The sequence below is a fragment of the Bradyrhizobium sp. SRS-191 genome, from assembly GCF_024586915.1.
Lineage (GTDB): Bacteria > Pseudomonadota > Alphaproteobacteria > Rhizobiales > Xanthobacteraceae > Bradyrhizobium.
In genome coordinates this window covers 121,307-147,739 of the sequence record NZ_JANBVS010000001.1, presented here as the reverse complement: position 1 = coordinate 147,739, position 26,433 = coordinate 121,307, and the positions used below count along the sequence as shown (strand labels likewise).

At 66.2% G+C, this 26,433-nt stretch carries 40 protein-coding genes; 14 read left to right on the top strand and 26 right to left on the bottom strand.

Annotated features, from left to right (window positions below):
- Positions 1–82 precede the first annotated feature (82 nt).
- The 26 genes from NLR35_RS00835 to NLR35_RS00710 form a co-directional block, all read right to left on the bottom strand.
- Positions 83–418: an HNH endonuclease gene (locus NLR35_RS00835; protein WP_257164671.1), complete on the bottom strand. Its 336-nt coding sequence runs from the start codon at positions 416–418 to the stop codon at positions 83–85.
- 289 nt (positions 419–707) lie between these two features.
- Positions 708–1,352, bottom strand: coding sequence for a transcription termination/antitermination protein NusG (locus tag NLR35_RS00830; RefSeq protein WP_257165215.1), 645 nt, complete (start codon positions 1,350–1,352; stop codon positions 708–710).
- A gap of 23 nt (positions 1,353–1,375) precedes the next feature.
- Entirely contained in the window at positions 1,376–2,590 is a 1,215-nt protein-coding gene (locus tag NLR35_RS00825; RefSeq protein WP_257164670.1) for a hypothetical protein, read from the bottom strand.
- 111 nt (positions 2,591–2,701) lie between these two features.
- Positions 2,702–2,881, bottom strand: coding sequence for a hypothetical protein (locus NLR35_RS00820; protein ID WP_257164669.1), 180 nt, complete (start codon positions 2,879–2,881; stop codon positions 2,702–2,704).
- Positions 2,862–3,233: a hypothetical protein gene (locus NLR35_RS00815; protein WP_257164668.1), complete on the bottom strand. Its 372-nt coding sequence runs from the start codon at positions 3,231–3,233 to the stop codon at positions 2,862–2,864. Before NLR35_RS00815 ends, NLR35_RS00820 begins: the two co-directional genes overlap by 20 nt.
- A complete protein-coding gene (locus NLR35_RS00810; protein ID WP_257164667.1) occupies positions 3,230–4,966 on the bottom strand; it encodes an SNF2-related protein in 1,737 nt (578 codons plus the stop codon). Before NLR35_RS00810 ends, NLR35_RS00815 begins: the two co-directional genes overlap by 4 nt.
- Entirely contained in the window at positions 4,957–5,340 is a 384-nt protein-coding gene (locus NLR35_RS00805) for a hypothetical protein (RefSeq protein ID WP_257164666.1), read from the bottom strand. The genes NLR35_RS00810 and NLR35_RS00805 overlap by 10 nt, the downstream gene beginning before the upstream one ends.
- Positions 5,324–5,497, bottom strand: a complete 174-nt coding sequence (locus NLR35_RS00800; protein ID WP_257164665.1) for a hypothetical protein — start codon at positions 5,495–5,497, stop codon at positions 5,324–5,326. Before NLR35_RS00800 ends, NLR35_RS00805 begins: the two co-directional genes overlap by 17 nt.
- Positions 5,494–6,219, bottom strand: coding sequence for a hypothetical protein (locus NLR35_RS00795; protein ID WP_257164664.1), 726 nt, complete (start codon positions 6,217–6,219; stop codon positions 5,494–5,496). Before NLR35_RS00795 ends, NLR35_RS00800 begins: the two co-directional genes overlap by 4 nt.
- Entirely contained in the window at positions 6,219–6,497 is a 279-nt protein-coding gene (locus NLR35_RS00790; RefSeq protein ID WP_257165214.1) for a DUF2312 domain-containing protein, read from the bottom strand. Before NLR35_RS00790 ends, NLR35_RS00795 begins: the two co-directional genes overlap by 1 nt.
- Positions 6,498–6,607: 110 nt before the next feature.
- Complete coding sequence (locus NLR35_RS00785; protein WP_257164663.1) at positions 6,608–6,976, bottom strand: hypothetical protein; 369 nt, start codon at positions 6,974–6,976, stop codon at positions 6,608–6,610.
- Positions 6,973–7,305 (bottom strand): hypothetical protein, encoded by a 333-nt coding sequence (locus tag NLR35_RS00780; protein ID WP_257164662.1) that lies wholly within the window; start codon positions 7,303–7,305, stop codon positions 6,973–6,975. The genes NLR35_RS00785 and NLR35_RS00780 overlap by 4 nt, the downstream gene beginning before the upstream one ends.
- Complete coding sequence (locus NLR35_RS00775) at positions 7,302–7,541, bottom strand: LuxR C-terminal-related transcriptional regulator (protein WP_257164661.1); 240 nt, start codon at positions 7,539–7,541, stop codon at positions 7,302–7,304. The genes NLR35_RS00780 and NLR35_RS00775 overlap by 4 nt, the downstream gene beginning before the upstream one ends.
- Positions 7,538–7,921: a hypothetical protein gene (locus NLR35_RS00770; RefSeq protein ID WP_257164660.1), complete on the bottom strand. Its 384-nt coding sequence runs from the start codon at positions 7,919–7,921 to the stop codon at positions 7,538–7,540. Before NLR35_RS00770 ends, NLR35_RS00775 begins: the two co-directional genes overlap by 4 nt.
- Positions 7,914–13,007, bottom strand: coding sequence for a hypothetical protein (locus tag NLR35_RS00765; RefSeq protein ID WP_257164659.1), 5,094 nt, complete (start codon positions 13,005–13,007; stop codon positions 7,914–7,916). Before NLR35_RS00765 ends, NLR35_RS00770 begins: the two co-directional genes overlap by 8 nt.
- The gene (locus NLR35_RS00760) at positions 13,004–14,803 is read right to left on the bottom strand and encodes a DNA cytosine methyltransferase (protein WP_257164658.1); all 1,800 of its coding nucleotides are present in this window, start codon (positions 14,801–14,803) and stop codon (positions 13,004–13,006) included. Before NLR35_RS00760 ends, NLR35_RS00765 begins: the two co-directional genes overlap by 4 nt.
- Positions 14,804–14,818: 15 nt before the next feature.
- The gene (locus tag NLR35_RS00755; protein ID WP_257164657.1) at positions 14,819–15,313 is read right to left on the bottom strand and encodes a hypothetical protein; all 495 of its coding nucleotides are present in this window, start codon (positions 15,311–15,313) and stop codon (positions 14,819–14,821) included.
- Complete coding sequence (locus NLR35_RS00750; protein WP_257164656.1) at positions 15,310–15,942, bottom strand: hypothetical protein; 633 nt, start codon at positions 15,940–15,942, stop codon at positions 15,310–15,312. Before NLR35_RS00750 ends, NLR35_RS00755 begins: the two co-directional genes overlap by 4 nt.
- Positions 15,939–16,457 carry a GcrA family cell cycle regulator gene (locus NLR35_RS00745; RefSeq protein WP_257164655.1) on the bottom strand — a complete coding sequence of 173 codons (519 nt, stop codon included), beginning with the start codon at positions 16,455–16,457 and terminating at the stop codon, positions 15,939–15,941. Before NLR35_RS00745 ends, NLR35_RS00750 begins: the two co-directional genes overlap by 4 nt.
- Entirely contained in the window at positions 16,454–16,834 is a 381-nt protein-coding gene (locus NLR35_RS00740) for a VVA0879 family protein (RefSeq protein ID WP_306577176.1), read from the bottom strand. The genes NLR35_RS00745 and NLR35_RS00740 overlap by 4 nt, the downstream gene beginning before the upstream one ends.
- Entirely contained in the window at positions 16,831–18,210 is a 1,380-nt protein-coding gene (locus NLR35_RS00735) for an MT-A70 family methyltransferase (protein WP_257164653.1), read from the bottom strand. Before NLR35_RS00735 ends, NLR35_RS00740 begins: the two co-directional genes overlap by 4 nt.
- Positions 18,207–18,641: a hypothetical protein gene (locus tag NLR35_RS00730; protein ID WP_257164652.1), complete on the bottom strand. Its 435-nt coding sequence runs from the start codon at positions 18,639–18,641 to the stop codon at positions 18,207–18,209. Before NLR35_RS00730 ends, NLR35_RS00735 begins: the two co-directional genes overlap by 4 nt.
- A 19-nt stretch (positions 18,642–18,660) precedes the next feature.
- A complete protein-coding gene (locus NLR35_RS00725) occupies positions 18,661–19,137 on the bottom strand; it encodes an HNH endonuclease (protein WP_257164651.1) in 477 nt (158 codons plus the stop codon).
- A 9-nt stretch (positions 19,138–19,146) separates the two neighbouring features.
- A complete protein-coding gene (locus NLR35_RS00720) occupies positions 19,147–19,338 on the bottom strand; it encodes a hypothetical protein (RefSeq protein WP_257164650.1) in 192 nt (63 codons plus the stop codon).
- A 23-nt stretch (positions 19,339–19,361) separates the two neighbouring features.
- A complete protein-coding gene (locus NLR35_RS00715; protein WP_257164649.1) occupies positions 19,362–19,757 on the bottom strand; it encodes a hypothetical protein in 396 nt (131 codons plus the stop codon).
- Positions 19,754–19,996: a hypothetical protein gene (locus tag NLR35_RS00710; RefSeq protein ID WP_257164648.1), complete on the bottom strand. Its 243-nt coding sequence runs from the start codon at positions 19,994–19,996 to the stop codon at positions 19,754–19,756. Before NLR35_RS00710 ends, NLR35_RS00715 begins: the two co-directional genes overlap by 4 nt.
- Positions 19,997–20,011: 15 nt before the next feature.
- Here NLR35_RS00710 and NLR35_RS00705 point away from each other — a divergent pair, with 15 nt between their 5' ends.
- The 14 genes from NLR35_RS00705 to NLR35_RS00640 all read left to right on the top strand — a co-directional run bounded on the left by NLR35_RS00705 (position 20,012) and on the right by NLR35_RS00640 (position 26,410).
- On the top strand, positions 20,012–20,746 hold the full coding sequence (locus NLR35_RS00705; protein WP_257164647.1) for a S24 family peptidase: 735 nt from the start codon (positions 20,012–20,014) through the stop codon (positions 20,744–20,746).
- Positions 20,747–20,757: 11 nt separating this feature from the next.
- Positions 20,758–21,339, top strand: a complete 582-nt coding sequence (locus tag NLR35_RS00700) for a hypothetical protein (protein WP_257164646.1) — start codon at positions 20,758–20,760, stop codon at positions 21,337–21,339.
- 81 nt (positions 21,340–21,420) lie between these two features.
- A complete protein-coding gene (locus tag NLR35_RS00695) occupies positions 21,421–21,711 on the top strand; it encodes a hypothetical protein (RefSeq protein ID WP_257164645.1) in 291 nt (96 codons plus the stop codon).
- Positions 21,712–21,791: 80 nt separating this feature from the next.
- A complete protein-coding gene (locus NLR35_RS00690; RefSeq protein WP_257164644.1) occupies positions 21,792–22,238 on the top strand; it encodes a hypothetical protein in 447 nt (148 codons plus the stop codon).
- Positions 22,235–22,393, top strand: a complete 159-nt coding sequence (locus NLR35_RS00685) for a hypothetical protein (RefSeq protein ID WP_257164643.1) — start codon at positions 22,235–22,237, stop codon at positions 22,391–22,393. Before NLR35_RS00690 ends, NLR35_RS00685 begins: the two co-directional genes overlap by 4 nt.
- A gap of 29 nt (positions 22,394–22,422) precedes the next feature.
- Positions 22,423–22,707 (top strand): hypothetical protein, encoded by a 285-nt coding sequence (locus NLR35_RS00680; protein ID WP_257164642.1) that lies wholly within the window; start codon positions 22,423–22,425, stop codon positions 22,705–22,707.
- Positions 22,704–23,474: a hypothetical protein gene (locus NLR35_RS00675; RefSeq protein WP_257164641.1), complete on the top strand. Its 771-nt coding sequence runs from the start codon at positions 22,704–22,706 to the stop codon at positions 23,472–23,474. Before NLR35_RS00680 ends, NLR35_RS00675 begins: the two co-directional genes overlap by 4 nt.
- Positions 23,474–23,683: a hypothetical protein gene (locus tag NLR35_RS00670; protein WP_257164640.1), complete on the top strand. Its 210-nt coding sequence runs from the start codon at positions 23,474–23,476 to the stop codon at positions 23,681–23,683. The genes NLR35_RS00675 and NLR35_RS00670 overlap by 1 nt, the downstream gene beginning before the upstream one ends.
- A 170-nt stretch (positions 23,684–23,853) precedes the next feature.
- A complete protein-coding gene (locus NLR35_RS00665; protein ID WP_257164639.1) occupies positions 23,854–24,369 on the top strand; it encodes a hypothetical protein in 516 nt (171 codons plus the stop codon).
- Positions 24,366–24,737: a hypothetical protein gene (locus tag NLR35_RS00660; RefSeq protein ID WP_257164638.1), complete on the top strand. Its 372-nt coding sequence runs from the start codon at positions 24,366–24,368 to the stop codon at positions 24,735–24,737. Before NLR35_RS00665 ends, NLR35_RS00660 begins: the two co-directional genes overlap by 4 nt.
- A complete protein-coding gene (locus NLR35_RS00655) occupies positions 24,734–24,862 on the top strand; it encodes a hypothetical protein (RefSeq protein ID WP_257164637.1) in 129 nt (42 codons plus the stop codon). The genes NLR35_RS00660 and NLR35_RS00655 overlap by 4 nt, the downstream gene beginning before the upstream one ends.
- 17 nt (positions 24,863–24,879) lie before the next feature.
- Complete coding sequence (locus tag NLR35_RS00650) at positions 24,880–25,143, top strand: hypothetical protein (RefSeq protein WP_257164636.1); 264 nt, start codon at positions 24,880–24,882, stop codon at positions 25,141–25,143.
- Entirely contained in the window at positions 25,140–26,213 is a 1,074-nt protein-coding gene (locus NLR35_RS00645) for a hypothetical protein (RefSeq protein WP_257164635.1), read from the top strand. Before NLR35_RS00650 ends, NLR35_RS00645 begins: the two co-directional genes overlap by 4 nt.
- Positions 26,210–26,410 (top strand): hypothetical protein, encoded by a 201-nt coding sequence (locus NLR35_RS00640; RefSeq protein ID WP_257164634.1) that lies wholly within the window; start codon positions 26,210–26,212, stop codon positions 26,408–26,410. Before NLR35_RS00645 ends, NLR35_RS00640 begins: the two co-directional genes overlap by 4 nt.
- The last annotated feature ends 23 nt before the right edge of the window (positions 26,411–26,433 follow it).

Here is a 26,433-nt window from a genome sequence, read left to right as displayed (position 1 = left end):
AGAGGTCAAAAACTTCGGCCATGAAGAAAAAAATCCCCGAATGAGGAAACGTGCGGTTGGGAAAGGGGTGTGGTTGGGGATTTTAACCCCCTACCCCGTGGCGGGCGCGGCGGGCGGCGATGCCCTTGCGAGTGTTGTGAGCGACGCAGAAGCATTGGCCGTTGGCGTCATCGTAGAGGGCGCCGCCGTCGGCGCGCTCGATGATGTGGTCGGCGACCATGCGATGGCCGGTTGCACGTGAGCGCGTGCAGCGCTGGCCATCCTCGACCTTCTCGCAGCGCCAGCCTGCCCGACTGCACACGCGCTCGGCCCAGGCCCTGTGCTCTGTCGTCAGCAGCTCCGGATCGGCGCGCTTGGGTGGGGGACGGACAGTGCGGCCATCGCTCTTGGGCACCAGAGGCGTGAGCTTCTTGATCATGGAAGGAAGCCGCCTGCGCTTGGTTACCGAGGCAACCTCAACGCAGGCGGCCCAAGTCCAGGGAGGAAACGCCCCAAGAAGGGCACTCACACCCTAGAACGACAACGCCGCCGGCATGGCTGCCGACGGCGTTGCGTCCCGATCGATACACCCGAGAAGGCCAAGAGAGCCGGCCGCCTCCCAAGCGGTTCAGCGCTCTTACAAATGCGAAAGCCCCGGACGGTGCCGGGGCTTCAATCTCATAGCTCCGCTTTAAGGCGAGATCGCCCGCGCGATGATCGTGACCTGATCACCTTCGATCCGTTGCTTCGGCTGGATCCGCTTGCACCGGCTCGATCTGGTTCGCATTGAGCTTGACGCGAACCGTGCGCCTCATCAGTTCGGTCAGTAACGTGATTCGTCCCCGCTCGTCTACAGCGTCGACCCGGCCCTTCATGCCGCCGAGCACCTCGTCCACAAGCACACTGACCTCATCGCCGACCTTCGGCAGGTAGCCGGTCTTGCGGCCTTTGGCGCGCAGATAGGCATCCCGCTCCGACGCCTCGATGCGCCGAACCGCCTCCATCGCGATCGGCCTGAGATAGGCTTCGTGCTCGCCGAAGCGCATCAGTGGATGCGACCGCATTCCGGGCGTCAGGCAAAGCGCCTGATAGTTCCGATCGAAGTCGCGATCCGCCGGCACGAACAGAATGCCCGGAAACAGCGGCACCACGACATCTGGATGCTCGGCTCCCGCCGCCTGACGGCGCGCCGAGATGCGCCCCGCACGGTAGATCGTCGGGAGATAGAACGGGATCTTGCGCAACACCAGGTTTGCCTGGGCGGTCATCTCCCGGTTCGGCTCCGTCATCAACACCAGCCATTCACGCGCATCGACCGGAGCGCCGACCGGGCTCGCGACGATCGGACGGACCGCCTCGTTGATCTCTTGCATCGCCAACATCGTCTCTCCCCTGCTCACGTGAAATCCGCCGCATCCTGCTCGGTCATCGCCGGCTGCGGCGAGCCGGTGGTGGTGGTGTAGATCGTGCCGTCATGGCTCGGAGGCCATGGCCATGGCGCGCGGGCGCCCTCGCGCAGGTGATTGCGCACCTGCACCGTGACCGCCTCGCGCATCAGCCCTTCCCAGGCAGCCGCCTGTTGGCGCGTCAGTATCGGCCAGCCATCGCGATCCCTCGGAGCCTCGGCGAGCGCGCGCAGCCGCGCCGTGATCGGCCGCTGGTAGTTCAGCAGCCCGTTGCGGATCATGAAGCCGCGCAAAGCCTGGCCGGCGCCCGCGATCGTGTAGGCCATCGAAATCGCACGCGCCTCGGCGCTTTCCAGCGGATAGGCGCCGGCGATCGAGACCCGCGCACCGTCGCCCTTGGGCACGAAAGGCAGCCACTGCGCCCATCCGGCCACGTCACGGATGAACGATGCGGCAGCGACCTCCGCGGGACGCTTGGACTGCGCAGCAACCCATGCCCGATAGCCCCTTGCCGAGGCGATGCACGCCGGCCGCTGATCGCTCGGCGTGCGCTCCCAGGCCGCCTGCGCCGGCGCCATCTTCGGGATGACACCCCACACCTTCGCGAACTCATCGAAGCCTTCGGCAGCGGACAGCCCCCCGCCAGGGGGGTTGGGGGGAATCTTAGATTTGGAATCAGATTTGGAATCCTCTTGCATTCCCACGATTGGGAATGGCTCAGTCCCACCAGTGGGAATGGGACGTGCACCGCCATTCCCACTGGTGGGACCAGTCTCATGGTGAGACTGGCCGGCGGAGCCGCCAAAAGCATCTTCCAACGTGTTGTCATCGCTGACGATTTCGGCGTCGACGACATCGCCCTCGGCGCCAGTCTCACCATGAGACTGGCCGGCCTCGTGTTCGTCGATATCGAAATTCATCGTCAGATTGAGCCGGATGATCGGCCGCCGCGCGCCGTCCTGCAGCACGATCATCGTGCGCTCGCACAGCCCGAGATCGATCATCGTGTTCATGTGGCGGAACAGGCTCGACTTCGACAGCCGCGTCTTGTCGACCAGATAGGTCCACCAATGTTCGCGCCCGCGCCATTGCGCGAACGCCACGCCTTCCGGATCGGCGCAGTTCGCCAGCACGAGCAGGATGAGCTGCTCGTGCGGCAGCTTCATCCGTTGCTTGCTGGCCCAGGTCACAGCTTCCCAGCTCACGTCTCACCCTGTTGAAAAGTCTGATAACGGGGACGGCCTCGCGGGCCGCCGCTCACGCGCGATGACGCAACATTGTCGACATGGCAGGCTGCGATCGTGCGCAGCCCCGCCTCATTGCCTACTCAGCTCTCGCCAGTGCCAAATCCAGCGGCACACGACATGCTCGGGCACCTTCAGGTGCAGCGCGATCTCCGCCGTGTTGAAACGGCGGCACCACAGCTTCAGCGCCAGCGTGTACTGGCGGAAGAAGGCCTGATCGTTTTCGAGCGCTTCAGCGAGGCGATCGGTCATGGCTACGCCCTCGATCCAGCGCAGAGTATCCCGGCGACGGATCGCCCATGATGCGGCCGATCAGCGACTGCTGGGCCAGCGCCCGCTCACGCGCCTGGCGCTGCAGCTCGGCCGCGCCGGGCGCTGCGTTGCGGGTGCGGGCGTTGATGCCGAAGCCAGGGCCTTCGGCGCGGTGGCGCGACTGCACCGAGGACGCGCCGCGGTTGAGCGCGATACCGATGCGCTTGTAGGCCGCCTGCACGACGTGGCCCGGAGGATCGTCGCCGTGCACATCGGCGACGGTGTCCTGCCAGATCGACGCCGCGCGTCCCATCTCGTGGGCCGTCCACGGCCCTGTGATCAGCTTGCTCATGCTCCCCCCTTCTCCAGATACATCTTCGCCAGCTGCTTGATCCGGCTCTCGTCGCTCTCGACAGTTGTGAGCTTGCGGCCGGGATCGATGATGCCGTGCGCCTGACTGGCCTTCAGGCCCTGCACGGAGGCGATCAGCGGATCGCTGCCGCCGTCGGCGATCAGGTAGATCGTCGTGATCGGATCGGTGCGCGCGTGCGGCCGCAGGCGCCCTTCGAGCTGCTTGTGCACCTCGCGCGACCAGTCGAGCTCGCCATGCACCACGGTCGAGCAGCGATGCTGCAGACCGTCGAGGCCGGCGCCGGAGCGGAGCGACATGATGAAGCAGTTCGTGTCGCCCGCCATGAAGGCCTTCTGGGCCCTCTCCTTGTCGCGCGTGCTCTCGCTGCCGGTGTAGAGCACCGGCTGATAGTCCCTGAGCTCATCGAGCCAGATGTCGTAGACCTCGCGATGCCAGCCGCCGAGAATGACCGGCGTCTGGGCGTCGAGCAGGATCTTGACGTAGGCCGCGACGTGGCGCGCCTTGGCGACGCCGGTCTGATGCCGCGCCATCATGTCGAGCTCGCGCGCCGCCTGCCCGCGCTCGGTGAAGGAGCCCGACAGCACCTTCTGCGCCAGCGTCCGCGCCAGCGCCGCATCGGCCGCCGCCGCTTCGTCGTCATAGGGAATGTCGACGATGATGCGGTTCGGCGGCGGGCCGGAGCCGACCTCGCGGATCATCAAATTGAGGTCGCGCAGATGCGCGCCGAGCGCCTGCGCATCCCGGATGATCATCTTGCGCTCGTCATTGGTGGTGCACCACTCGCGCACGAATTCGTCGCGGCTGCCGAGGATGCCGGGATCGATGATATCGAGGATGTTGAAGATCTCGCCGCCATAGTTGAACACCGGCGTCGCCGACAAGCCGATGCGCAGGCCGCTGGCGTTGCGCGCGAACACGTCGGCCGCGGCGCCCTTCTGCGTCACCCGGCCGTGGCGCAGGTTCTGCACCTCATCGAAGATGACCGAGCGGAAGCGCCCGGTATCGGCGATATCGACCCAGCCATGGGCAATCGAATACGGCACGATGTAGATGTCGCGCACCGGCAGCACATAGGGCGCGACCGTCTGCATCACATGGCTCGTGAGCGTCGTGAACTTACCGACGAACTCGTCCTGCCACTGGTTGGCGACGTGCTTCTCGACCAGGACGGCCGCCGGCAGGAAGCGCTCGTCCATCACGGCCGCCAGCGCGCCGAGCGTCTTGCCGAGGCCGACATCGTCGGCGACCAGCAGCCGCGACGTGCGCCTGGCCACCTCCACGACGCGCGCCTGGTTCGGCCGGAGCTCAACCCCCTCGCGCAGCCGCGCCGGCTGACCGGTCGGCTGCCATCGGCCCGACAGCACCTCGTCGATCTCGTGGCGGATCCGCGTGAAGCGCACGCGCCCCTCGGCGAGCCGAGCACGGTCCGCATCCGAGATCAGCAGCGGATAGCGGCCCATGAACCATTCCAGCTCCGCGCGCGTCTCGTCATTGTCGGCGAAGGTGTAGGAGCCGACCTGGGTCGAGGCGATGCGCGCGAAGATGCGCTTGGCGCGGATCGCGACCTGCGGCGCCAGCTCGGTGATGACCCAGCGGGCCGCTTCCGGCACATAGGCCAGCCGGCCGTAGGTGCGTTCGCCTGCGTCGTCATCGCGCCAGGCGAGCGCCGCAGCGGCGGCGAGCAGGTCGTCGGCTTCGAAATTCAAAGCCATGCCCTCCCCAGCCGGGCGACGCACGCGGGCTTGCCCTCGATCTCAGCCGGCAGCGACATCGCGACATTGGTGGCAAGCAGAATGCCGTTGACGCGCGGATGAGCGCAGTAGCGCTCCAGCTGCCGATAGATCGCCCGGCGCTGACCCTTGATCTTGACCTCGATCGCAAGCCCCGTGAGTACGAAGTCGCCGTCGAAGATCATGAAATCGACGATGTCCCGCTGGTCGAGCCGCACCTCGCGCACGGCGTCGAGGCCGTCGGCCTTGAGCAGCGCGAGCATGTCCGCCTGCAGCTGCTTCTCATCCGACAGCGGCAGCGGCGCGCGTTCGAGCAGGGCAACGATGCGGGGAGCGAGGTCAGCCGGCAGTGACATTGCGCTCTCCCAGCAAGTCCTTCAGCTGCGCCTCGACCCAGTCGAGAGCGTCATTCCAGCCGCGCGGATGCGCGTGATTGGACCAGGGCGCGCGCTCGACCGGCTGCCGGTTGGCGGCCAGGCGCTTGCGAAGCTCGGCGAGTTGAGCGGGCATCATGCGACCAGCGCCTCCGGCGTATCGATATTGGCCTTGATGACCCGGAAAGTGGTCGCCGTGACCCAGGGGTTAGCGTCCCAGGAACCGGTGCCGTTGATGCTGCCCCAAAGCCATTCGAAGCACTCGCCGCCGCTTGCGCGATGGCGCTCCATTTTTGCGCCGGGCACGTACCAAACTGGCAGGCCGTCAGCGCAATCCTCGACGCAACCCTCCGCGACCGCATCGGCCTCGCTGATGTCCTGCAGCTTCTCAATCTTCACGGCCGTCACGATCTGCGTGAGGCGCGAGAGTTGGCGCGGTAGGTGGATCGACGGACAGACGCCACGCGGCCAGCGATCCGGTGTCGGCGTCTCCAGTGTCGCCCCGCAGACGGCCTCGACGGAGACGTCATCCGCCACGAACAACCAGCCCTTTGCCGTCCAGTCGTAGCGCAAGCTCTCGCGCACCCATAACCGGTCGCCAACCTGATGCGGCGCGGCGATGCATTTGCCCGTCGTTCGATTCCAGATCGCCACCATCTCGCGCACAGGCACCCGCGAGCCGTCACGCGCGATCGCAAAGGAGCTCCCGCCGCCAACGGTTGTCGGCTCCCATCCGCCGATGTCAGGCCGCACATATTGGCCTTTGGTCGGCAACTTCATAACGCGACGAGTCTGGGTCTTACGACCCGCCAGCAACGCCTTGATCATCGTCGCCGAATAGATGATGGGGCGATCGGTCATCAGATCATCCCCAGTGCCTGCATGTAGGTCTCGAGGATGCTCTCCTCCTCCTGGCGCTCGCTCGGATCCTGCTTCCTCATCCTGATGATCGTGCGCAGCGCCTTGACGTCGAAGCCGTTGCCCTTGCTCTCGGCGTACACGTCCTTGATGTCCTCGGAGATAGCCTTCTTCTCCTCCTCCAGCCGCTCGATCCGCTCGATGATCGACTTGAGCTGATCAGCTGCGAAGCGCGTCGCCGGCTGCTCCGCCCGCCCATCGACACCGGTGTTGCTCGACATGCCCTGTTCCTTCTTGCGCCTGTTCACGTCTGCGACGCGTGCGCGAAACTGCGTCTCGGTCATCGTCACCGGCGCGTAACCGGGGACCTCCAGCCTGATCGTGCTCTCGCTCATCGCAGCTCTCTTCCGGCAGGTGCGAAGCTGCAGCCCATCTGCTTCAGCGACGACAGGATCTGCGCGACGACGAGATCGTCGGGACCGAAGCGCCGGCCCGGTGTCCACTGTGTCGCCGTCAGCACGGCAGCGATCACGGTTCGCGCCGAAGCGCCCGCGATCTCCCATCCGCTCTCGTTGAGAGCATCGAGCACGGACCCGATCAGCGGATGCCCCGCCTCGATGATGCGGCCCGGCTGCCAGCGCGCCGTCGTCAGCACGATCGCGATGATCTCGCCGGGCTCCAAGGTCGGGCCCGCCGTGGGCTTGCGCAGCACGGTGGCGACGTCATCGATCAGGTAATGGCGCTCGCTGCGGCGTCTCACAGGCCGATCTCCTTCAGGAAGCCTTCAAGACCGACCGGAGCGGCGCCATCGCGGAAATAGGTTGCGATCTCCGACCAGCACGACGTGGCGCCGTTCGCCAGCAGCCGCGTCAGCACCTCGACCCGCCGTGCCGTCAACGGCGCGGTCCGCTTCTGCGCGAGCCGCAGCATGCGACGCTCGCGGCGGCGTAGCTGATTGAAACGGTCGCGCCTCGCCTGCGGCAGCTTGTTCCAGCAGCAGCGGCAGATGATGGCGCCCGAGCCGTCGTCGCCGGCCGGCGCGGTGCGGCCGCAGCGCGGATTGATGCAGGGAATGCGGCCGGACGTCATGGCCCCACCTTGGGATTGCCGAGCACATGCATCACCAGCGCCGCGGTGCAGCGGAGACCGAGCTTGCGGAAGATGTCCCAGCGATGCGTCTCGATCGTCCGCGAGCTCACGCCGAGCCGCCGTCCGATCTCCTTGCAGGTGCCGCCCCGGATGATCTCCAGGCAGACGTCACGCTCCCGCGGCGACAGCTGCGGGCAGCGCTCGCGGATGCTGATGGGCTCGACGCTGTCGGTCATTCGTCATCACCCCCATCATGATCCAGCGCATCCTGGTCAAAAGGGACGTCGTCATCCTCCGCAGCCGGCGCCGGCAGCCGGTAGCGCGCATAGTCGCTCGGCTGGTTGACCCGCATCACCGTCTCTTCGTCGGTGAGCGTGAACGAGAAGATCGAGGAGCCGCCGTAGAAATGCGTCGTCCATTCGATCCGCGGCGGATCGAGCCGCTCGGCCGGACCGTCGCTTTTGCGCTCGAAGCTGATGACCTTCGGCACGTCGATGCGCAGCATCTTGGCGCCGAAGCGCTCCTCCTCACGGCCGCGGCCGGCATGCTTTCGATGGCCGAAGATCTCGACGATGCACCATTCGAAGCCGTCGGCTTCCTTCGCTTCCTCAGTCATCGGCGCGCTCCATCATGTCCTCAGGGGGTGACGCGTTCGCCTTGTCGAACGCCATAAGGTCGAACAGATCAGGCGTTCCCATCTGCTCCTCGGCGAGGCGGAGGTAGTGGACGCCGTCCATGAAGTAGCTCGCCGACAGCTCGGTCGCCGCGCCACGCCGCTTCTTCAGCAGCGCGCGATAGGGCACGGTCATCAGGCCGCCGAACGGATCGAACACCAGCTCGCCCTCGTTGGAGAAGCGCTCGATCAGCCGGTCGACGATGTCGAACTGCAGCGGGCAATTCTTGACGATGCAACCCTCCGCCGTGAAACTCTCGTCATCAGCGACGCGCAGGCACCACGTCTCGATCTCGCCCGCATCCTCGATGGCGCGCACGCGCTTCCACGCCCCATCATCGAGAACGAACGGCGTCTTGCGGCGGGCATCCGGCAGGTCGAACGTAAACACCCACTCCTGCCGGCAATGCACGAGCCTGCCGTCGATTTCGGCATCACGCTCGGGGCGCCCCTCATAGACCGAGGCAACGACGCCGTGAACGCGCTGGGCAAGCAGAGACATCCCGAGCAGCAGATCGCGGCTCACAGCTGTCACCATCCAGCGATTGCGACCATCATGACGATGACCGTCGCCGGACAGATAGCCGGCCAGCAGCGCCGAGGCACATGGTAGTGGCAGCACCACGGCCTCGGGCGGCAGATGCTTGCCTGCCGCGCCCGCGCCGCATTGACGCAGCGTGGCCTTGAGTGATCCATCGGGATCAAGCACACGGATCTGCCAGGACGTTCCCGTCCAGTAACGACCGCCTGCGCGTCCCCCAAGGCCGTCGATGAGGCTGTTCAGCTCATGGGCGCCACACGAGATGATCGCCGATCCGCGATCCTCCCAGTGACCATCTGCGAGCCACCTGCCGACGATCCACCAATGCAGCACATCGTCATTCGTCGGCTCCTCGATGTCGGGAAGCTTCTGATTGACGTATCCACCCAGACAAACTTGCGCCTCCATCCACGCCGGCACCGCACGCTCCGCCCCATCACGCTGCCTCACCCAATCGGACTTCCGCACCCACAGCTTGTGGTCCGGCGTCACAGTGAGGCCAGGAACGCCTTGCGCGCGGATTGTCACGACCGGCTGCACACCCGTGTTGGCAACCACGAGGACCGGGCGCCATCGCCCCTTGTGCGTCAGGCAATGCTCACCGACAGAAACATCCTGGATCGAGACGTATCCGCGTTCGCGGGTCAGCACGCGGGAATCCCGCGCGAGGCACAGATGCATCTCCGCGCCCTTGCGCTGCTGCAGCATGTTGAGCGTGCGCATCCGGTTGACGTCGTGCCACACGGCGTCGTGGTGCGAGCCCGGCGCGATCGCCATGAACGTCGCCGGCAAGGTGCCCTGGCGCTCCAGCGCCTCGCCGATCCGCACATGCGCCTCGTAGTCGTAGACGCGCTCCGCTGATGTCTTGGCGAACAGCCGCGCCAGGTCCGCAGATTCCAGTCGCGCGAACTCCTCGGTCGAGAGCAGCCGGTTGCCGCTGGAGCGCCAATAGCCGTGCGCATCGATCTGCCAGCGCGCCCGCGTGTAGACCTCTTTGTCCTTGGTCACCGGCGTGTCGGCATAGCCACGGCTGCGGTCGCTCTGCCGGCGCCGGAACAGCAGCACGTATTCCGGGCAGCCGACGCCCATCTTGGTGCCGTCCTTGGCGCATTCGCTCCAGCCGAGCCGATAGGTCTGGTTGTTCTCGCGCACGACGTCGGTGACGACAGTGATCATGCCCATGTACTGCAGGCCATGCGCCCGGTAGTGCATGATCGCCTCGGCGTGGAACGGCGAGATCGTCGGCACGCCTTCGCCGGTCACGGCGCCGAACAGCACGCGGTCCTTGACATGGATGCAGGCGAGCCGGCCGGGCTTCAGCATCCGGGCGAGCTCGCAGGTCAGGAAATCCATCTGCGACCAGAAATGGCCGTTGTCGTCGGTGTGGCCGAAATCCCGGTAGCTCGGCGAATATTCGTAGTGGTTCGAGAACGGGATCGAGGTCACGATCAGGTCGACCGAGGCCTCCGGCCAGGCCTGGCACTCGCTGACCGCGTCATTGTTGATCGCAAGCCAGCCCTTGCCGCGGATCTCGACCCGCTGCACGCCGATCGCCCGCAGCAGCGCGTCGCGCAGCGGCAAGGTGTTGAGGCCGTGGGTGCGGATGATCTCGCTCATCCGGACCCTCATCTCGGTGTCCAGCGCCCACTTCGCCTCGAGCGCGGCGCGGCCCTGGCGCTCGTCCTCGGCATAGATGATGTCGACCTCGACGGTGCGCTCCTGGCCGAAGCGCTGCAGGCGGTACAGCGACTGGATGAAGTCGTTGAACTTGTAGCCGTAGCCCGGCAGCGCGACGTAGATGGCGCGGTGGCAGTGATACTGGAAGTTGGAGCCGGATCCGGAGAGCACGGGCTTGGTCGCGAAATACTGCGTCCGCCCCTCCTCGAAATCGTGCAGCCGCCGCTCGCGCTCGTCGATGTCCATCCCGCTGCCGGTGATGGTGACGACGCCAGGCAGGGCCTGCTCGATCGCCTCGCGCTCGGCCTCGAGGTCGTGCCAGATCAGGAAGTGATCTCCAGGCGACGCCGCGATGATCTCGCTCATCCTGGCGATCCGCGCGGCCAGGCTGTCGCGCCGCGCCTTGGCGGCATCCTGCAAGGACACGGCGACGTCGCGGAACATCACGCCCTGGCCGTCGCGCTCCGGCTCGGCCTTGCTGTGATCCGTCGGCACCTCGTGCCAGCGAAGCGTGAGCGGCGGCAGCTCGTAGCCATCGTCGGAATGGCCGAGCTCGCTGGGCTTCTGCAGGAAGGCGGCCCAGGAGTGCACCCACATCCAGAACTCGTCTTCCTTGTGCGGGTAGAGCGTGAGGTCGCCCGCCTTCTCGCTGTTGCGCTGGAAGAAGCGTGTCAGCGCGAGCCCCGTATCCATCACGCCGAGGAAGCCGGCATAGTGGATCAGCTCCTTGTAGCGGTTCGGCGACGGCGTCGCGGTCGCCACCAGCTTGAACGGCACGTCCGTGAACAGCGGCAGGAATTCCTGGAACGTCTTGGAGCCGTAGCTCCGGAGCACGCTGGCCTCATCGAGCGCGACGGCGTCGAAGGCGGTCACGTCGAGTTTGCCTTCGCGGATGCTCTCGTAGTTGGTCAGGAAGTGTCGGACGCCCTCGCAATACAGCTCGTCGACTTCGGCCGTGGTGCGCACGAACCGAACGTCCATGCCGAGCTTCTCGGCCTCCGCAATGAAGCCATGGCGCACGCCGAGCGGCACCACGTTGAGGCTGGGCTGCCCGGTGTGCCGCACCAGCTGCCGGCACCACTCCAGCTGCATCGCCGTCTTGTGCAGCCCAAAGCTCGCAAAGATCGCCGCACAGCCGAGCCGCAGGCTCCAGACCACCAGATCCTTGCAATGCGGCTTCAGATACGGATGTAGGGAATCGCGAGTGACCTCGATACCCCTGAGCGGCGCAACGACGATCTTGTCCTCGAGGAACTGATCGTAGGACGGCCAGTCGATCGCGAGGTCGTCCTCTTCTCCCCTCTCCCCCAAGCGAAGCGAAGCTTCGCCAGGCGGGAGAGGGGCCGGGGGTGAGGGGTATGCGTCAACAGCGGAAGTCGCGGAGAGATACCCCTCACCCGCCTCGCTCCGCTCGGCACCCTCTCCCGCAAGGGGAGAGGGAAGATCATCGCCTGCGCAAATTTGCGCAGCCGCATCGACTTCTGACGGGCCGGGCTCGACACCGGCTGCCTGCATAGACGTGCGCACGACGGACACGTGATCCGCTGTCGCTTCCGAGCCGCAAGGCACCTCGCTCCTGCATTGGGTTTGCTGGCCAGCATTCCCAGGCTGCTGAGCTTCGACAGGCGCATGTCCTTCCACGCCGCCGTCAGAACTCTCGATCCCGGTCGAGCCGAACCCACCCGCGTGGCACGCGAGCAGGTCCGGCTCTGTCAACGCGGCCTTGGCGAGATCCGGAGCGTCGCCGGCTTTGGGGTGCGCGTCCGCCTTGCGTCGCCTGCGAGACTTCGCAGCCGAGTTGGCAGCCCCATCCTCCGCGTTGAGTTCGATGATCCCATTCTCGACGCCGGCCGCGATCGGCGCGCCGCTGACCTTCTGCTTCGATCCAGAGATCCGCGCGCCGTCGCCCGGCTTGATCGGAATGCCGCGTCCATCGATCTTCGGCCCGTCGCCGTGGCGCCGCCAGTGCGCTTCCACGGCGGCATCGACGCGCAGCTGATCGTTGGCCCCAAAACTGATGACGTGACCGCAGGCGCACGTCGCCTGGATCATGATCCGACCATCCTGAATCGGATTGGTCATCGAGAACGTGTGCTTGGCCGGATACTGCCGGCGCGCCCGATGCGCCTCGACCAGCATCCGCACGACCGGATCGCGCGTCAGCTGCTCGGCATCGTCGCCGGAATGCATCCAGACGTCCGCCTGCGCGACATCATGCTCTGGGCGGTCATGATCGGGCTCGATCCGGCCTGCTTCGGCTTCGACCTGAAGTCGGTTGATGCGATCTAAGCCTGCCGCGGTAAGCCGATAATCATCCGGTGCGCCTGGCGTGTTGTCGATCAGCTTTTCTGCGAACAGCCTGGCGCGAATAGCCGATGACACTTCACCGCCGCTCTCGATTGCGTCGAGGGCACCATATTCAAGCGCAGGATCGAGCGGCGCGGGCTTCAGCGACAGCGCCCATTCGATCACACGCCCCGCAAAGCCCTCGGTCCACTGCGTGCCCTGCCCCTCGCCGTTGCGCATGTATTTCCGCGCTCGCCGTATCAGCGCAGCGATCGCGGCGCGCAGCGCGGCATCGCGGCTCGGATATTGCGGACGGCTGACATGCAGCGACGGCGGCGAGGCGAGCCAGGCACCATTGTCGAGCGCCAGCAGCGTGATGACCGTGTTCGGCGCGCGATAGCGCGGATTGTCGTGGTCGAGCCTCTCGCCCTGCTCCGGCAGGAAGAACTCTCCACCCCGGCCGAGCGGCGGCTCGCCGGTAGCGGTGCGCAGGATCGTCGCGGAAACGGTCTCGACAGCACTCATTCCGCCGCCTCCATCATCTCCGGCAGCCGCGCCGCCAGTTCCGGCTTGTAGTTCGCAGCGACCAGCGCTCTTGCGACCGGCGGCGAGACGCTGTTGCCGCATTTGCTGATCTGCTCGGTCTTGGAGATCGGCGAGCCGTCCGGCCGGCGGTCGATCACGTAGCCGGACGGAAAGCCCTGCGCGGCGAACAGCTCCGACGGCACGAACATCCGCATGCCCAGGTCGATGATGACGCAGGTGTGGCCAGCGATCTCGACCGTCACGAACTCGCGCGCATCCCAGGCGCCATGGGCGCGCAGGAAGTCCGCCACCTGGCGGGCGCGCGCGGCGTGCGCGTCAGTGAAAGGCGGAAGGTCGAGCAGCGCCTGCGCCAGGCCGAAGCGGGCCTTGGTGGTCGCCGTGTGCAGCGGCTCACTGACGCCAGGATCCTGATCGGCGCCGTAGTACTTCTGCAGGTAGGCCGCGACGACGGCGTGATGCTGTCCCTCGGCGGTCACCGCACGCGCCGGCATCGACGGATCGCCCTCGCCGCCGCCGGAGCCATACTGATGCGACAGGCTCGCCAGCAGCAGCGACTGCGTCGAGCCCTTCGCCACCACGGTCGACATCGGCTCGCGCGCGTCGTGACCGGGCTCCGCGTAGTTGTTCTGCGCCAGGAACGCCGCAGCGACCGTCATATGCGCGCCGCCGGCGGTGATCGTATGCGCCGGCTGGTCCGCGCCCTGCTGCGGCTTGTCTGCGTTGCGCATTACCGACAGATGCACGGCCGCGACCTGGTTCTGATCTTTTCGCGACGCTGTGACCGTGTGCAGCGGCGCGTCTGCGGGCCGGCTGCGGCCGCCCTGCTGGGCATGACTGATCAGCGGCGCCACCAGCGCCTTCTCGCCGCGATGCGCCCCGGTCAGCGTCGCGATCGGCTGGGCGACGCCTTGCGCGCGCTCCCCGCCCTGATGCGTCAGACTGACGATGAACGGCTCAGCCGTATCGAGCACGTAGCGCTTCACGCCCTTCGCCAGCCGCGCCATCGTCGCGGGCTGCAGCGGCCGGTTGGCGCGCAGGCCGAGCTTGGCGCGGATCTCCTCCGCGCTGTCGAAGATCGAGGGGCACGGCAACGACCAGTCGATGATCTCCGCCGCCGCGCGCCACGGCTTCAGCCTGCCCGCGCGCACCGCCTCCGACGCGGGATCACCATGCGTCGGCTCCGGCCAGACGATGGCGCGGCCGTCGCGGCGCGCGATCAGGAACAGCCGCTTGCGGATCGTCGGCGCGCCGTAGTCGCAGGCGCGCAGCTCTTTCCACTCCACGGCATAGCCGAGCCGCTCGAACTGCCCGACCCAGCGCGCGAAGGTCTCGCCCTTGCGCAGCGGACACGGCTGATCGTCGTCGCCGAGCGGCCCCCAATCCTGGAATTCCTCGACATTCTCCAGGATGATGACGCGCGGTGAGACGACATTGGCCCAGTGCACCACGACCCAGGCGAGCCCGCGGATGTTCTTGTCGCGCGGCTTGCCGCCCTTGGCCTTGGAGAAGTGCTTGCAGTCCGGCGAGGCCCAGAGCAGGCCGACCGGCCGCCCCCCGGTCGCCTGCCTCGGGTCGACCTTCCAGATGTCGCTGGTGAGGTGCACGGTCTGCGGATGGTTGACCTCGTGCATCGCCAGCGCCACGGCGTCGTGATTGATCGCGACCGCCGGCGACCGGCCGAGCGCCTGCTCCATCCCGGTCGACGCCCCGCCGCCGCCGGCGAAGTCATCGACCTCGATCTCTTCCTCGAGGCCAAACGGAGCTGGCGACTGCACCATTGAAATCCCCGCTTAGTTGATCCCGCCGGCCGGCTTGCGCACGGCTGCGGGCGTGATCTCGATGATGCTGGCGGCGAGCTGCTGCCCCGCCCAGATGCGCGCCGGCCGGCGGATGTCGCCCTGCCCGACCGGGATCTGCAGCTCGCCGACCTGCAGGCAGGCCTCCGCAAGCCAGCGAGACTCCGAGCCGCGGAATTCGCGCGCACAGCAAAGGCCCTTGATGGCGTTGAGCACGGGGCATTCCGGCCAGCCGTCGTCATTGTCGACGCGGTCGATCACCTCGCCGACCTTGTCGGCATCGGTCATGACATGCCGCAGCAGGATCTCCGCCAGCTGCGGCCCCCAATGCGACAGCTCGGCGCGCGCCCGGATGCCTGCGATCAGCCGGCCATACAGCTGGCCCTCGATCGCCTCGCAGACGTCGTCAGTAACGGCGAGCGTGATACGCAGACCGAGCTCTCCCGCGGTCTTGGTCAGCCGCGCGCGCGAACATTCGATGTCGGTCATCGCGATGCCCTCCGCTTGTCAAGCAGCAGATGGACGTAGTCGGCGAACTGATTGCGCGCATGCACCCAGTGCTGCGGATGGATCTCGCGGTCGAGCAGCGGAATGCCGGCATAGGCCTGCGGATCCGGATGCTCGACGCCGCGCATGAGATCGCGCCATTCAGTGACGAACATGCGCAGATCCCAATGCTTGATCCGCAGCTTCATGTCCGGCGACGGCGGCCAGGCAAGACCCGCCGCCTCGTGGATGGCCGCATCGAAGCGATCGGCGAGTTGATCAAATGCCTCCATCACCGAGCTGGCGAGCACGCCGAAGGCCTGCTCGGCGACGACGGCAATGGCGCGCTTCTTCGGCGTGGTGTCGTCGCCGAGGAACGCCTCATGGCCGTCATGCAGAAGAAAGTAGGAGGCAATCTCATAGTCGCCCTCCTGCTGCATGATCTCTGAGGCGCCGATGACGCAATGGTCGGCGACGCTGTAGGCCACGCCGGGCGTCGCGCCGTTGTAGCGGTTGGTCTTGGCCAGGTGCTCAGCGAGCACCCCGAAATCGATATCGCCAGCCTTGGGCGCCAGCAGGTCGACGCCGCGCTTGTTGCTGAGCGTCAGGATGGAATTCGTCCGCTTGCTCATGCCCTCACCCTTTTCCTCGCCCGTTCCTTCTTCAGCAGCAGCTCACGCCCCTCGACACTCAGCACGACCTGCAGATGCCCACGGCAATAGGAATGGCCGGGATGCCGTCCGCCGCCGCAGAAGCGCATCGCGTCGCCCTCGCCAAACGGATAGCGGCAGCCGCCATGCGGCAGCTCGAGCAGCGTGAAGCCGCCCGTCTCGACCGACGGCACGGCCGCGCAGACCGGCGCCGGCCTGATCACCGCAGGGGGTGCAGCGGGCCGCGGCGAACGGAATGGCGTGCTGCGCGACGGCGCGATCTTGGCCGCTCGCGCGATCTTGGCTGTCGCCTGTTTGTCGGCGCGCTTCTCGCACAAGCCGAGCCGGCCGGCCTTGCCGATCAGCGCGTTGCGCGTGTAGCAGGTAGCGAATTCGGCGTTGATGGCGCGGGTCGCCTCGGCAAACGTCATGTGCTTTGCCAGGCACTCGCGCAGCATGGCGGTGTGATCGTCGGGCCAGGCGGGCTTGGTGATCATGCGGCCTGCTCCTCGAACTTCGCGGCATGCGCTCGCGCTTCTTCGGGAGACGCCGGCTCAAAACGCGGATGCTCCTTGCCGTCCTCCGTGACGACAATCAGTTGATGCAGCCGGAAGAGACCGCCGAGCGTCCAGTCGCAGCCGCGGCCGGTCGCATCCCCCTTCTTGTGCCCGCCCGCACCGGTCCAGCGACCGACGCAAGAGAAAGCCAAGTAGCCCTCGACATCGTCGAAGCTCTTGCCGGCGCCAGCGGCAATCAGATCTCGCGCCGATTGCACGGTCTTGCAGATCGGACAGCGGAAGGCGAAGTCCATGTGCGACTTGACGCCTTGCGACTTGAGCTCATCGTGAAACTGCGCAACGGGGATCGATCTCATGCGGCTTGCTCCTCATCATCACCGCCGGTGTCGACCCCCACCCCCGCCCCCTCCCCGCAAGGGGGAGAGGAGCCGACCGCCTCTGCGACAGGAGCCTCGTTCCCCCACTGGATCCAGCCCGGCCTGGCGCGGCGGGCGTTCAGCTCGATTTTTGGCAAGGTCGGGAAGTACGCTTCGATGATCTCGTATTGCGCATCCGGCTTTTCGGAATGCTCGGCCCGCGGCGCGTCGATCACGCTGCGGAATTGCGTCCCCAGCGACGGCGCCGGCACCTTGCCGCGCACGCCGATCAGCAGCAGCTCATGCGCATCGCGCACCCAGTAGCCAGTGCCCATTCCGGGCTTCACCCAGACGAACTGCGTAACGTATTTGAAGCCCTGCAGCTCCATCACGCGATGCCCGACCTTGTCGAAGCATGCGGGCACCCACATGAAGTGGACGCAATCATCGGCCGCGACCTGCATCCGCTCGTTTTGGCGCGCGACGATCGCCTCAGCGGTCTCGCATTCTGCGGCGGTCAAATAGTGGTTGGCGGCATGACGATCCATGCCCGTTTCGGCGCTGTAGACCTTGAAGTGCCACTCGAAGTCCGAGAGGATCACGCCGGCCTTGACCTCCGGCAGCGCCGAGATCTGCGCGCCGAGCTCAGCCTCTTTTGCCTTGCGCTTCTCCCGCTTCGCCGCCTGGTCCTCGCTGCGCACCTCCTTGGCGATCGCGCGCACCTTCTTCTTCGCCTCCGGCGTCAGCTTGCCCTGCTCGTCGCGCGGCAGCTCGGCCAGGATCGCCGCCTGCTCCGCCTTCGGCAGCTCGACGATCTCGGTCGCGACCGACACGGCGATCGCGCCGCTATCGACCGCGGCGGCCACCTCCGGCGCAGCCTTTTCCAGCACGTTCGCAGCGGTCTGCACGCTGCGCCTGGAGACGTTGAGGCTCGCCGCCGCCTCGCTCTGCGACACTGCCGCCGGCGGCTCGGCCGGCGGCGCGACCGAGGCCAACAGGTCAGGGCCTGCGCAAATTTGCGCACGCGCCTGCTGGTTGTCGCCGAGCCGCAAGGTCGCGATCCGTGCCGCCACCATCGCGCGCTGGCTCTCGTTGAGATGCCGCCGCTTCAGGTTCTTGGAGATCACCCAGGCGAGCGCGGCGCGATCGTCGCCCTCGAATATCTCGGTGCGCACGCCGAGGCTCCGCGCCGCGCAGGCGGCGTAGCGGTTGCGGCCGTCGAGGATCATGCCCCGGTGCAGCTTGACCGTCTCGACCTGGCCATTAGCCGCGATGTCGGCGGCGAGCTCACCGAGCTCGGCCTCCGACAGCATCGGAAACAGGTTGGCGAACGGATGCGGCTTCAGCGGCGCATGACCAGGCGGGAGATAGCTCATGATGCGATCTCCCAGGGCGCCAGCAATTCCGGCGTATGGTCGCCGACGCCGGGCTTGGTGCCGCAAGCGAGCCGCGCATTGCTGCGCCCTCTTCCCTTGAGGGAGAGGGCAGCGAGATCCTGACCACGATCGCAGTCGGGTGAGGGGTATACGTCGACATATGAGATCGCGGAGAGATACCCCTCACCCGTCGCCTGCGGCGCCACCCTCTCCCGCAAGGGGAGAGGGGAAGACGGAGCCAGCTGCAAATATTGCGAATGGGTCAGCACAGACTCCCCGCACACGAGCTCGCCGACGAACGGCTGCAACTCGCGAGGCACGGCGTAGCCGCCGAGATGCGGGCTCTCCGTCAGCACATTGGCCGCCTTCGCTGCTGCTGGCAGCAGCGGCGCCGCGGCGAGCAGGCCGAGAAAATTCCGACGCGTCGTCATCAGCAGAACCTCCCCGCGCTCAGAACGGAATCTCGGCAAGCCCCGGCGCCGCATGCTCCGGCAGCGAGGCCAGCAGCCGGTGCAGGATGTCGTCGAGCGACGGCACGAAGGCGCGCACCTGCCGGTTGGCTGCGTTCTGCCGCGGCGTGGCCCAGCGCAGATTGGCGCGGCGGTTGTCCAGCGCGTTGCCGTTGATGTGGTCGACGTGATGCGTCGCCATGAACCGCTCCGAGCGCGGCTCGGCCCGCTTCATGATCTCGCGATGCATCCGCACCGTCGCGCGATCCGCACCCACGTTGCGCTTGGCGTAGCGCTTCCAGCGCCCCCGCGCGCCGCCATGCCAAACGTTCCAGGTGTGCTGGGACAACCAGGCGTGATCCTCGGCATCGACCAGGGTCCAGACGTCCTCGCGCACCGACAGCAGGATCCTGCGCCAGGGCGTGTGCTCCAGGTCGAGCGGCGTGGCCAGATCGCGCGTATTGATAGCAACGGTCATCGGCGGCCATCACAGCACCCCGTCCATCCGCTCGAACCGCGCGCGGTGGAGCGCGTACTGCTGATCATCAGGCACGAAGGTGACGTCGCCCAGCGGCGCGGGCTCCTCGCCCGGATGCATGCCGTGCTTGAGGTCCCATCGCACGATTGCAAACCCGGCGAGCACGAGCGCGCCGATGATCAGCCAGCAGATCGTTTCCATGCCCCCCGCCCCCGTGTCCCCTGCTACTTCCCCAAAGGCCCCAGCGCCGCGAGGCGCCGCTCGATCTCTTCGCGCTCGCGCAGCAGCTGCGCGCGCTTCAGCTCGGCGCGGCGGGCCTCGGCCCACGGCGTCTGCACGTTCTCGATCAGGGCGACGTGGAGCTGATCGCCGATGTCGGAGCACAGCAGGCGCGCCAGGTGCACGCCCTGCGGCGCCGAGGTGCCGGCCAGCCAGCGCTCGGCGGTGGAGATGTCGACGCAGGCCCGAAACGCGGTCTCACCCGCAACCTTGCGGGTAAAAATCTCTTCGAGTTTCCGGGCAATTGGCGCGAACCAGGCCGCGCCGTCGGACTTTCTGCCCGCATCCTCGCGGGTCGACTGATTTGACGGCGTGCGATCGGCGGATAACTTGCGGGTCATGACAACCTCGCAATCCGGAAAGGCCTGGCGTGCATCTGCGTGAGCCGTTCGTAAGTGAGCCAATCGATGCCCTCGCGGCCGGCCTCAGCAACGATCTCCGGCCAGAGATCGACCGAGATGCTCTGCCGGCGCTTCATCTCCGATGCTGTCGAGGGCTTGATCCGGAAGGTCCGGGCGAACTTGGCCGGACCTCCGAAAGCCCCGAAGACGTCGTCAGTGGTTCGCGAATCGTTCGACATGAGCCACGGACCTACATGATTCGTGTTGATACAGTCAACATGACATGTGTTAACACGATTTGTGATGATTGGCCCATGGACACGATGGGCCTTAGGCTTCGCGAGGCGCGAAAAAACGCAGGATTTTCATCGGCGATGTCGGCCGCCAAGCGGTTTGGCTGGCCGCCGTCGACCTATGCCGCGCACGAAAACGGCCAGAACGGATTTCCTGTTGATATCGCCGAGCGGTATGCCAAGGCCTTCAAGGTCTCGGCGGCGTGGCTTCTGTCCGGCGAAGGCGATCGCAACAAGAACAACCTGGTCAGGGTTGAGGGCCTGGTCGGAGCCGGCGGCGCGATCGAAACGTCGGTCGAGGATGTCGGCGACGATGGGCTTGAGGAGATCGAGGTCCCCTTCCCGCTTCCGGCGAATGCCGCGGCCTTCAGGGTCGCGGGCAACTCCATGTTCCCGCGCTACGACGATGGCGACGTCATCATCGTCATCAAGCGCGAGCGCCATCCCGAGGATCTGCTGCACTTCGAGACGCTGGTCGTGACGGCCGAGGGCAACCGCTACCTGAAACGCATCGTGCCGGGCGGCCGCAAGGGATTGTTCGACCTCGAGAGCTTCAATGCGCCGCCGATGCGCAATGTGAAGATCCAGAGCGCCACCGAAGTTCACTCCGTGGTGCGCCGCGGACAATGGAAAACCCTGGACACCGGCAGCTTTCGCCGCGCGGTTCAACGCAAGATGAGGACTGCTACAACCTGAAAGGATCGCCGATGGCTGATCCCGCGATTGCGCCGAAAGGCAAAAGTTTTACCGGACAATTGATTTTTGCTGCCGTTCTCGTCGTCGGAATCTTCGTCGGCGGCCAGATGATCGACCGGGCCAGAGTGGCCAGCGACGAGCAGGCGAAGGCCGATGAGGCTGCCGCCACGGCCGCCGGTTTTGTCGACGCAGCCGAGATGCTCAGGGCGAAAGCGGCCGGGCTCGACGACCCCAAGGCTTGGCGTGCGAAGGTCGCGGCCGACGACAAGGCGCGCGCCGAGGCCTTTGAACGCAACAGGCCGGCCGTCGACCGGTTGGAGATCTCCACTTATGCCTGGGAGAAAGGCGGCTTCGACAATGTCGCCATCGTGACGCTGACGATCCTCAACAAAAATACCTATGCCGTCAAAGATATCACGGTCGCCTGCGACTTCAGTGGCTCTAGCGGGACCAAGCTCAGCGGCCTCAGCCAGACGATCTATTCGAGTATCCCGGCCAAGACATCGAAGAAGTTCAACAGGCTGAACCTGGGATTGATCCACTCGCAGTCGGCGCGAGCATCCTGTTCGTTAATAGGCGCTTTCCGCGCGTAGCCGATTTTCAACATAAAACATGTTGACACGAATCGTGTAAGTCGACATGCTCGCCTCCCATCACCAGATGGGAGTTACGAGATGCGCCGTCCAATCCGCCGCTGCAACCGCCTGCCCGCCAAGCCCTCGCGCCTTGCTGCGCAACCTGCCATCCCCGCTTTCATCGCCAGCGCCCTGACGCCGCCGCGCGCGAGCCTGCCGTCCACGCAGCTGATCGCGCGCATGGCCGAGGACATGCGCGAGGCCGCCGCCTGCGGCTCGGGGATCACCGAGACCGACCTGCTGCAGAAGGGTTTTACGGCCGCGCAGATCAAGCTGCACGCCGCCGATGCCCGCGCGCTGGCGCAGTTTCTCGCCGGCCCCTCGCTCTGATCGCACCCGTTCCTCCCAGCCTGGCGGCCGGGTTCTCTGCCCAGGACAGCTCGGCCGCCGCTTTTTTTTGGGACACGCTCATGACCTCGCAACAGCATGCGGACGACCTGCTGATCAACTGGCAGAAGCATCGCGATCTGCCGCCGGCGCAGCGGCTCGACGCCGCGCTCGACGCCCAGCTCGCCGCCGTCGCCACCGCTATGGCCGAGCCGTCGCGGCCCTCTCAGTCGTCATGCCCGGGCTTGACCCGGGCATCCATCCCCTCCGACGAACAGATCGTCGCACAGATGATGGATGGCCGGGTCAAGCCCGGCCATGACGAGCGGAATGTTGACGGCTTCACCGCCGCCAAGATCGAGACCATGGCGCAGGACCTGCTCCGCTACGGCGCCTGCGATGACGAGCGCGCGGCGATCCGCACGCTGTCGGGTCGCGGTCACGGCCAAGGCGAGATCATTCGCCTGGTCGATCGCGCCATGGCCCGCGCCTGCGCGCTGCGCGCCGCGAGCGAAAGGGCCGCATCATGATCTCGCGCGCGTTCCTCGGCCTCGCCGTCGCCTGCACCGTCGTGCTGTTCGGCGCCGTCGTCATGGCGACCGCCATTCCCGACCGCCCGTCGCCGCACACCTGCGTCGCCGGCTCGATCCTCACCCACACCACCGATTGCCGGGTCGCGCCATGACCGACCGCCCACCAGCTGAGGATCCCGCCATGGGCCGAAAGAAGAGCATCGATCGTGGCGCCAATTTCCCGGGCGACCTCATCCGTTACGTGAATCGCAGTCCCTATGGCGGCTTCGTGTTCGACTACGCTCGATTGGGCGGCGCTGCGCATTCCTACTTGAAGGTTGCAGCCGATATCTTCCGCCGGCGGTCCGACACTGACGCTTACATGCGCGAGATCATCCTCTTGGCGGTCGACGATTTCGAGGAGATCGACCGGCAGTGGAAAGCTTACGTCACCGACGTAATACGTCCCATCGAAAGGGCCGCATGATGACACCACGCGAGCAGCTGCGCCTGACGATCGCGACCGCCCTGGTCGACGTCACCAACACCTGGATCCGGCCGAACTTTCCGCCGGATCTGCATCTGCGCGGCTTCGACGAGCTCGACGAGCAGGAGCAGGCGCTCAACCTTGCCTATGCCGATGCCGCGATCCGCGCCGTCGAGAATGCGCATGCGCAGCTGATCGCGACCTACTTCCGCCGCGAGATCGGCAGCCTGATGCAGCAGGCCGAGCATTGGGCCGCCAACGGCAAGCCGTTCGCCGCGCATCACCGCGTCACCAAGGCCGACAACTATTATCAGGTGGTCGCGCTGTTCGAGCGCCACGGCCTTTGGAACGAGAATACGTTCGACAACATCGCGGCCGATCTGGCGCGGCCCGATATCAAGCCGCCCGGCGCCTATCCGCCGGCGCCCGCGCTCGACCGCTACCGCGATCCCGCCTACGCCACGGCGATGGCGACCGGCGAGCAGCCGGTGCCCGTCTTGCGCGACGTCTACGTGCCCGGCGCCTGGCGCTGCCCGAAATGCAACTTTGGTCTGCAGCAGGCCACGCTGAACGCCGCCGACGGCTCGGTATCGTCGCGCGACACAGCCGGCGACACATGCCCGAACTGCGCCAAGCCGCTGTGGCGGGTGACGTGGAAGGAGCAGGCCGAGGCGCTCGCGCTGCGTTGTGAGGAGCTCGTCACGGCCAAGGGCTCTGCTGTCGTCGAGCTTTCGCCGGCTCCCACCATCACCAGCGAGCCGAGCTGATGGCCACCCGGATGTATTTCAATCACCTCCGCCTGCTCGAACTCAGCCCCTTCGAGCGGCGCACGCGCGGCGGCTGGCGCTTCGGCACGAAACGCATCTCGGATGCGATCGTGGCCCGCCTGCTCGACAGCCGCCGCGCCGAGATCAAGGGCGACCGCCTGGTCGCGATCACCCATCCCCCGAACGATGGAGGCGCCATGGTCCCATGACGCGCGATGGAGGCGGTGTTCGTCCTTCTCCTCGCGTCATCTCAAAAATCTCTTTCAACGAGCCCCCGGGATTTCTCGCCGATTTGCCCGGGGGTTGTCCTTAACTTTAACCGACCGCCCACGAGGCCGCGATGCCCGCACCCTCCCCGCAAGACCCACGCGCCGCCATCATGTCGCTGATCATGCGTTACCAGGCCGACGGCCGCACCGACGTCTCGGCGCTGGCGGATGAGATCGTGGCGGTGGACGGTTGCGCCCAACAAACACCGGCCAGCCGTTGGCGCGAAAAGGGAGAACCCGACCCTCATGGGACGCGCTACGACTGCGAGCGCGCGAAGACAGCCGGTGGACATCTCACCGACGACGAGGTTGCTAATGCGGTCTACCTCGACCCATCCATTGCCAACACGACCATAGCGAAGGATCGCATTCGTTGGTTATCACGGAAGCTGGCTGAAGCTCTTGCAGAGCAAGCTACTGACAGCCGCTTGCGCCAATGGCGCGAAGCGATCTTGTCGAAGTGCAGGGCGAGCGACGGTTTCGATCGCTTGCCCTGGCCTGGAGACAAGAGCGGCTGGGGCTTCGTCCATTATTTCATCGGGCATCTGGAGACGCGCGCGCTTGAAGCGGAGGCCGAGCTTGCTCGGTTGCGCTCACTGGCGACCAACGATGGCGCGCAATCATGAGCGGCGACCTTCCCGCCACCACCGACCTGTTCCGCCGCACCATGGCCTTCGAGAGCGGCGATCCCGAGCGTGATGCGCTGATGCGCAAGGTCTGGTCGCCGACGCCATGGATGGTCGACGTCTACACCGGCCGCTGCGGCGAGGTGCGCGAACACAACATCATCCGCTGGTGTCACGACGCCTTCGGCCAGCAATCCTCACCGATCCACGGCCACACCGGAGACTGGGCGCGCGGCGGCGCCACCATCAACGGCTGGACCTGGTTCGGCTTTTCCAGCGAGGCCCTGATGCGCCAATTCCTTGGCGCATGGCCGCAGCCCGACAGCCTCAGCGAAACACCCGCCACCACCGAGGAGCCGCGCGGATGAAGCCCGAATGGATCATTGCCATCCTGATCGCCGCAGCCTTGTTCGTGTGTCTGGTCACCGGCGACACCGTCACCATGACCGGCAACATGCACACCGGCCGCGGCGGCGGCGCCGGCATCTTCTGAGAAGCAAGGAGAATTCAATGCCGAGGTTCTATCTGCTGATCAACGAAGCGGGCGTCTACACCAAGGTCGGGGCCTATTTTGAAAGTCAAGGCGGCCTTGAACAGCCCTGGGGGCAGAGTTGGGAAAGCATTGAAGCGCTCGATCTCTATGATGCCCGCAACCAAGGCATCAAGCTGCGCCGCGAACGCTTTCCCAATTGTCACCGGACGCTGGGCGAAGATGGTGAGCCGCCGGAAAGCTATTGGCCAGAGGCAAAGCCGGAGGCTTCGTCCACCCCATGACCGCCTCACCTTCCCGCCCCATGCGTCCTGCCCTGTCCGTCCACATCCACGATGCCCATCTCGGCATCTGGCAGGACAACGCCAACGATCCGACCCTGCGCACCGCGATCTACGCGCCGTTGATCCGCGCCATGACGAAGCGAGGCTGGTCGATCAAGGCGGATCCTCAGGTGCTCCAGCATTATCGCAGCATCAGCCGCGACCACCGTCTCGGCACAAGCGGCACGCTTCATTGCGCGATCAGGATCGCCGGCCGCGTTGTCGAAATCGAGTTCTGGTCGGAGACCGCGCCGCAGATCAACTGCAACGGCCGACGCTACGATTCCGACAAGTTGCGCCGCATGGCCTATCTCGATCGCCTCCGCGTCGAGTTGGAGTTTCGCCGCGTCGCCGCCTGGCTTGGGACGCTGGCGCCGGTGATCGTCTCCCGCACGGCCGGCCCCGATGAGCCGGCCCTGCAGCGCATCGCGCGCGGTTACGCCGAGAGCTGGCACACCGACAAGGCCCTGGGACGCCCGCGCTGCGACTACGACTCCAATCGCAGATCCGCTGATGGCGCGCTGCTGGAGCACGGCCAGACCGTCTGGATCGCCGACCGCCGGGGGCGCATCGTCAGGGGCACAGCCTATTATCACATCAACAGCATGTGGTGGGTCGTCGCCGGCGGCGAGCTCTTCAACCAATCCTGCGGCAGCCTCCACACGAGCCAGCCGGCCGATTTGCGCGCCAAGCTCAACACCCGCGCCCGCCGCAAGCGGCTGGAGGGCGAGCTGGCGCTCGCCGTGCAGCGCATGGCCTTCCGCCGCGCCGAGCTGCTCAAGGCCATCCTGTTCGGCGCCGAGCCGATCTGGATGATCTGGGCCCGCGATAAGCATGCCTGGTACCGCGCGCAATATCAGGGATACACCGACGACCGCATCAGCGCCGGCAAATACACCAAGGCCGAGGCCGAAGCCGAATGCCGCCGCGTCCCGCACGAGCTGGAGATGGTCGGGCCGGACGGCGTGCATGTGCGGTTCGATCCGAAGCCTGCGCAAATTTGCGCAGGCCAAGCCGGAGTCGCAGCATGATCGGCCTCACCGACACCGTCACCGTCGCGATCTCTATCACCGGCATCGATATCGTCGCGCTGAAGAAGCTTGCCATCGTGTCGCATGCGCTCGCGGGCAAGATCGGCGGCACGGCGGGCCTGGAGCAGAAAGCCCTGGCTGGCACGCTGGACGATCTACTGCGGCAGATCGAGATCAACACGGCCGGGCGATCGTGATCGAAGAACATTGAGGATTGCGA